The organism is Sciscionella marina DSM 45152, from assembly GCF_000379465.1.
Taxonomy (GTDB): Bacteria; Actinomycetota; Actinomycetes; order Mycobacteriales; family Pseudonocardiaceae; genus Sciscionella; species Sciscionella marina.
Genome location: NZ_KB905438.1, coordinates 1 through 6,069 on the forward strand (window position 1 = coordinate 1; position 6,069 = coordinate 6,069).

Genomic DNA, 6,069 nt, shown 5'->3' on the forward strand with positions numbered 1-6,069 from the left:
CCAACGAAAAACCCAGGTCCCCCAGCGCCATCTCCGGACGCGCCAGCACATACTCACGCAACCGGGCAGCCTGATCCCGCAACGCATCCGGAGTCCGACCGGACACCAGGAACGGCAACGAACCGGCAACCTCGACCGACTCCACAGTCTCAACCTCCGGAGCCTGTTCCAAAATCACATGCGCATTCGTCCCACTAATCCCAAACGAGGAAACGCCCGCAAGGCGAGGCCCTTCGGATTCCCAGGCACGCGCTTCCTGCAACAGTTCGACGCCACCACCGGACCACTCGATCTTCGACGACGGATTCCCTGCGTGCAGTGTCCGCGGCAGGATTCCGGCGCGCAGCGCCTGCACCATCTTGATCACCGCGCCAACCCCGGCGGCGGCCTGGGCGTGGCCGACGTTCGACTTCAGCGAACCCAACCACAGTGGACGCCCCGGGGAACGCTGTGCACCGTAAACCGCTTGCAGCGCCTGCACTTCGATCGGATCACCAAGCGAGGTACCGGTGCCGTGCGCCTCCACCACATCCACATCCGCGGCACCCACGCGCGCGTCCGCCAGCGCGGCCTCGATCACTCGCTGCTGTGCGGGACCGTTCGGCGCCGTCAACCCATTCGAGGCCCCGTCCTGGTTGACCGCCGAACCGCGAATGACGGCCAGCACCTCATGACCATGACGCCGCGCATCGGAAAGCCGCTCCAGGGCAAGGAAACCGACACCCTCGGCCGCACCGAAACCATCCGCGTCCTCGGCGAACGCCCGGCACCGACCGTCCGGGGCCAGCGCGCGCTGGCGGCTGAGGCTGGTGAAGGTCGCCGGGGTGCACATGATCGTCACCCCACCGGCAAGGGCCAGCCCGCAGTCCTGGTTACGCAGCGCCCGCACCGCAAGATTCAGCGCCACCAGCGAGGAAGAACAGGCGGTGTCCACCGACAGCGTCGGTCCCTCGAGGCCGAGGGTGTAGGCGATCCGGCCACTCGCGGTGCTGGCCATATTGCCGTTGTCCAGATAACCCTCGAGATCGGCGGGAATGGTGTGCAGCCGAGTTGCATAATCGCTTTGCAACACGCCCGCGAACACCCCGGTCTGGCTGCCGCGCAGGGTAGCCGGATCGATTCCCGCATGCTCCAAGGTCTCCCACGCCACCTCCAGCAACTGACGCTGCTGCGGATCCATCGCCACAGCCTCACGCGGAGAAATCCCGAAGAACTCCGCATCGAACTCCAGCGCGTCCCCGAGAAAACCACCGCTGCGCACATACGATTTCCCCGCCACATCCGGATCCGGATCATAAAGCGCATCCACATCCCAACCCCGATCGACCGGAAACTCCCCCACCGCATCCACACCATCAGCAACCAGGCGCCACAAATCCTCCGCCGAACCCACCCCACCAGGAAACCGAGCACCCATCCCCACAATCGCCACCGGCTCATGCGCGGCGTCCTCGACCTCCACCAGGCGCCTTCGGCTGCGCCGCAGCTCGGTTGTCATCCATTTCAGCTCGGTGAGCAGCTTCTCGTCGTTCGGCATCGGTTTAGGACCTTCCGAATTCTTTGGCGATGATGTCCAGCAGTTCGTCGGCCGAGGCGTCGCCGAGGTTTTCGCCCTCTGCGGCGGTGTCGTCCTTGGCGAGCGTGCTCTCGGTCCACCGATCGAGCAGTGCGCGCAGCCGCGTGGTGATCTCCGGGTGGTCCGCCTCCTCGATCGCCCCGGCCAGTGCGGTTTCCAGGCCCGCGATCTGGTGCAGCACCGAGGAACCACCATTATCGGACGGCGCCGGGGCGAGTTCGCGATGCAGCAGTCCCGCGATATCCCGCGGAGTCGGATAGTCATAAATCAACGTCGCAGGCAACCGCAAACCCGTCCGCGCATTCAACCGATTCCGCAACTCAACCGCCGTCAACGAATCAAAACCCTGCACCGAAAACGGTTGACCCACATCCACCACATGCCCATCCGCATGCCCCAACACCACATTCACCTGCTCAGCAACCACCGACTCCACCAACCGCCACTGCTGATCAACATTCAGCACCGCCAGCTGATCGACGAGCCCGGCGCCTGCACCGTCCCCGGCCGTCGCGGTGTGCGCGCTGGAGCGGCGGGTCCTGGCCAACGCCCGGAACAGCGGTTCTTTCTGGTTGCCCACGGTCAGCGCGATCGGCAGATAGTGCGGGTGCGTCGATCCGAGCGCGGCGTCCAGCAGTCCGAGGGCGTGTTCGGCGGAGAGCGGGCTCATCCCCTCGGCGGCCATCCGGGAGCGTTCGGCGGCATCGAGGTTCCCGGTCATCCCGGACTCGTCCGCCCACAATCCCCACGACAACGACAGCCCCGGCAAACCCATTTCCCGCCGAACCCGCGCCAACTCATCCAGATACGTATTCGCGGCAGCATAATTCGCCTGCCCCGCATCACCGAGCACACCCGCAGCCGAGGAAAACAATACAAATTGCGAAAGCCCCATCTCCACGGTCAGCTCATGCAAATAGGTGGCCGCGTGCATTTTCGGCCGCAATACCTTCGCCAGCTGCTCGCCGGTGAGATTGACCGAGAGCCCATCATCGAGCACGCCCGCCGTGTGGAATACCGCCCCCACGTGTGGCTGCTCGGCGAGCAGGGCCGCCAAGGCATTCCGGTCGGTGACATCGCACGCCTCGATGTCCACCGCGTGGGCACCGAGGGCCAGCAATTCCTGCTCCAGTTCCACGGCTCCCGCGGCCTCCCGGCCGGCGCGCGAGGTGAGGATCAGCCGGGTGACGCCATAGTGGCCGACGAGATGCCGGGCCAGTAATCCAGCCAGCGTCCCGGTGCCCCCGGTGATCAGCACCGGGCGCTGTGGGTCCAGTGGTTCCGGCAAGGTCAGCGCCACCTTGCCGATATGCCGCGCCTCCCGCACGAATCGCAGCGCGCGGCTGGCCTGTTGCATCGGCCACGAGCGCACCGGGAGCGGGGTGAGGGCCCCGGTGGTGAACAGCTCGTGCAAGGTCATGAGTATCTCGTGGATGCGGTCCGGTCCGGCCTCGATCAGATCGAAGGCCCGATACCGCACCCCATCATGTTCGGCCGCAACGGTTTCCGCATCACGCACATCGGTCTTGCCCATATCCACAAACCGCCCACCACGCGAAAGCAACCGCAACGACGCATCCGTCTGCTCATTCGCCAGCGAATTGAGCACTACGTCCATTCCGGCGCCCTCGGTCACGTCCAGGAAGGCGTCCGCGAACTCCACACTGCGCGAGCTGGCGATCCGCTCCGCGGGAATGTCGAGCGCGCGCAACCGATCCCACTTGTCCGGATGCGCGGTGGTGAACACCGTGGCATTCCAATGCCGCGCCAATTGCAGCGCAGCCAAGCCGACCCCGCCGGTCGCGGTGTGTACGAGCACCCGTTCCCCCGCGGTGAGCCGGGCCAGGTCCGCCAGTGCGTAGCACGCCGTCAGGAACACCACCGGGGTCGATCCGGCCTGTTCGAAGGTCCAGCCCTCGGGTACCGGGGCGAGCAGACGGGCATCGGTCACCGCGAGCGCGCCGAAGGTGGAGCATTCGGTGAACAGGCCCATCACCGCGTCCCCGACGCGCACCGAATCCACTCCGGGCCCGAGCTCGACGACGATACCCGCTGCCTCGCTGCCCATCGCCGCGTCCGGATCCGGATACATGCCAAGGCCCACCAGCACGTCCCGGAAGTTCATTCCGGCGGCGCGCACCCGCACCCGGACCTCGCCCGCGGCCAGTTCCGCCGTGCCCACGTCGTCGGGAACCAGTCGCACCCCGTCGAGCGAGCCGGCGGAATCGGCGGACACCCGCCAGCCGCCCTCGGGAACGGTCAGCTCCGCGCCGACCGTGTCCAGGCGCGGCACCCGCACCCGGCCATCGTGCACCCCGAGCACGGTCTCGTCCGTGCCCAGTGCCGAGGCAAGCAGTTCACCGTCCATTTCGGACTCGCCAGCCACGGTGAGCAGTGCTACCCGGCCGGGGAATTCCGCGCTCACGCTGCGCACCAGGCCGGTCAGCCCCGAGCTCGGCAGACCTGCGCGGCACACCACGATCAGCCGTGCCTCGACGAACCGGTCCTCGGCCAGCCAGTGCTGGATCCGCCGCAGGCCGAGTTCGGTGATGTGCGCTGCGGTGTCCGCTGTGGATCCGTCGATCGCCTCGCCGGAGCAAACGCTTCCGGCCAGTTCCGGGTCCGTGTCCAGGTCCCACAGCACGATCCCGGGAACAGCTCCGGATTCGGCGAGCTGTTCCCAGCCGGAGTGGCTGATCACGGTATATCCCGCCGTGCTCAGCCAGCGCCCCACCTGTCCGGGCTCGCCGACCACGGCCAGCTCGGTGTCAAGCGGCGAACCTTCGCCGGACCAGTCCTGCCAGTCCACCCGATACATGGCGTCCCGCAGCCGGACCGGTCCCGCGGACAGATTGTCGGGTGCCGGGCGGGAGATCAGCGCATCCACGTGCGCTACCGGGGCGCCCGCGGAATCCGCGGTCGTCACCGAAATCCCGTCGTCCCCGGCCGGAGCGGCCCGTACCCGCAGCGACCGGGCCCCGGTGGCGAATACCGAAACACCGTGCCAGGAGAACGGCAGCCGGGTGCCGTCGCCACCGTCGAGTTCGGCCGCCTGCAGGGCAGCATCGAGCAGGGCCGGGTGCAGGACGAACTGCTCGGTATCCTGCTCGTCGGACAACACCACCTCGGCGAACAATTCGCCGTCCCTCCTCCAAGCCCGCCGCAAGCCTTGGAAGACCGGGCCGTAGTTCAGCCCGCGCTCGGCCAGCGCCGGGTAGAAGCCGTCCACCGCTATCGGCTCCGCATCCTGGGGCGGCCACACGGAAAGGCCGTCATCGCTGGCCGCCGTTCCCTTGGTCAGAGTTCCTTCGGCGTGCTGGGTCCACTCCTGCTCTGCCGGTTCGTCCGCGGGCCGGGAGTGGATGGTGAAGCCACACTGGCCTTCGCAGTCCGGAGCCTGCACGGTGACCTGCACCGTGGCCGCCCCGGATGCGGGCAGCACCAGCGGAGCGTGTTGAACGAGTTCGTCCACCCGGGGGCAGCCGAGCTGATCGCCGGCGTGCACGGCCATTTCCACCATGGCCGCACCGGGCAGCAGCACGGTCTCGCCAAGGGCGTGATCGGCGAGCCAGGGTTGCGCGGTCAGCGAGAGCCGTCCGGTGAGATACACCGCCCCGGTATCGGCCGCGTGCAACACCGCACCCAGCAGCCCATGCTCGGCCGAGCGCAGGCCAACGGTGCCGACGTCCTGGCTGCCTTGCCCCGCGTCGAGCCAGTAGCGCTGATGCTGGAAGGCATAGGTGGGCAGCTGGACCCGCTTCGCGCCCTCGAATACCCGCGACCAATCCACATTCCCGTGCCGCAGGTGCAGTTCGGCCAGCGCGGTACGGAACCGTTCCTGGCCGGTGTCTCGCTGCACGGTGGAGTGCACCGGAATCCCTTGCGCGGCTTCTTCCAGGGGTGCGCCGAGCACCGGGTGCGGGCTGACCTCCAACACATGGGTGAAACCCTGATCGAGGGCATGGGTCACGGTGGGGAAGAACCTCACCTGACTACGCAAATTCTCCAACCAATAATCCCCGGTCAGGCCCGCGGTATCGATCACAGCACCGGACACCGTCGAAAAAAACGGAATCCCGGTCGACACCGGAGAAACCGGGGCCAAATCAGCGGTGATCACCTCGGCCAGCCGATTCACCTGCGAATGATGCGAAGCATACGAAACATCCACCCGACGACAATGCACACCCTCCCTCCCGCAGGCGGCTTCCAACTCGTCCAGGGCACCCACCTCACCCGACACGATCACCTGCGCAGGACCATTCACCGCCGCCACCGCAAGCCTCCCACCCCACGGCGCAATCAACTCCCCCGCACGCTCCGCCGACACCAGAATCGACACCATCCCACCCAAACCCTCAAGCGCCCGCAACGCCCGCGCCCGCAACGCAACCACCCGAGCACCATCACTAACAGACAAAGCACCCGACACCGTCGCCGCCGCAATCTCCCCCTGCGAATGACCCACCACCCCAGCAGGCTCCACACCATAC

Annotated in this window: 2 protein-coding genes; both read right to left on the bottom strand. The window is 67.1% G+C overall.

All coding sequences use genetic code 11. The features are described 5' to 3' along the window. The coding region (locus A37U_RS0137450) for a type I polyketide synthase (RefSeq protein ID WP_020501792.1) at positions 1 to 1,537 on the bottom strand (1,537 nt) is incomplete at its 3' end. A 4-nt stretch (positions 1,538 to 1,541) separates the two neighbouring features. Beyond that, positions 1,542 to 6,062 carry a KR domain-containing protein gene (locus A37U_RS47345; RefSeq protein ID WP_276143676.1) on the bottom strand — a complete coding sequence of 1,507 codons (4,521 nt, stop codon included), beginning with the start codon at positions 6,060 to 6,062 and terminating at the stop codon, positions 1,542 to 1,544. Between the last annotated feature and the right edge of the window lie 7 nt (positions 6,063 to 6,069).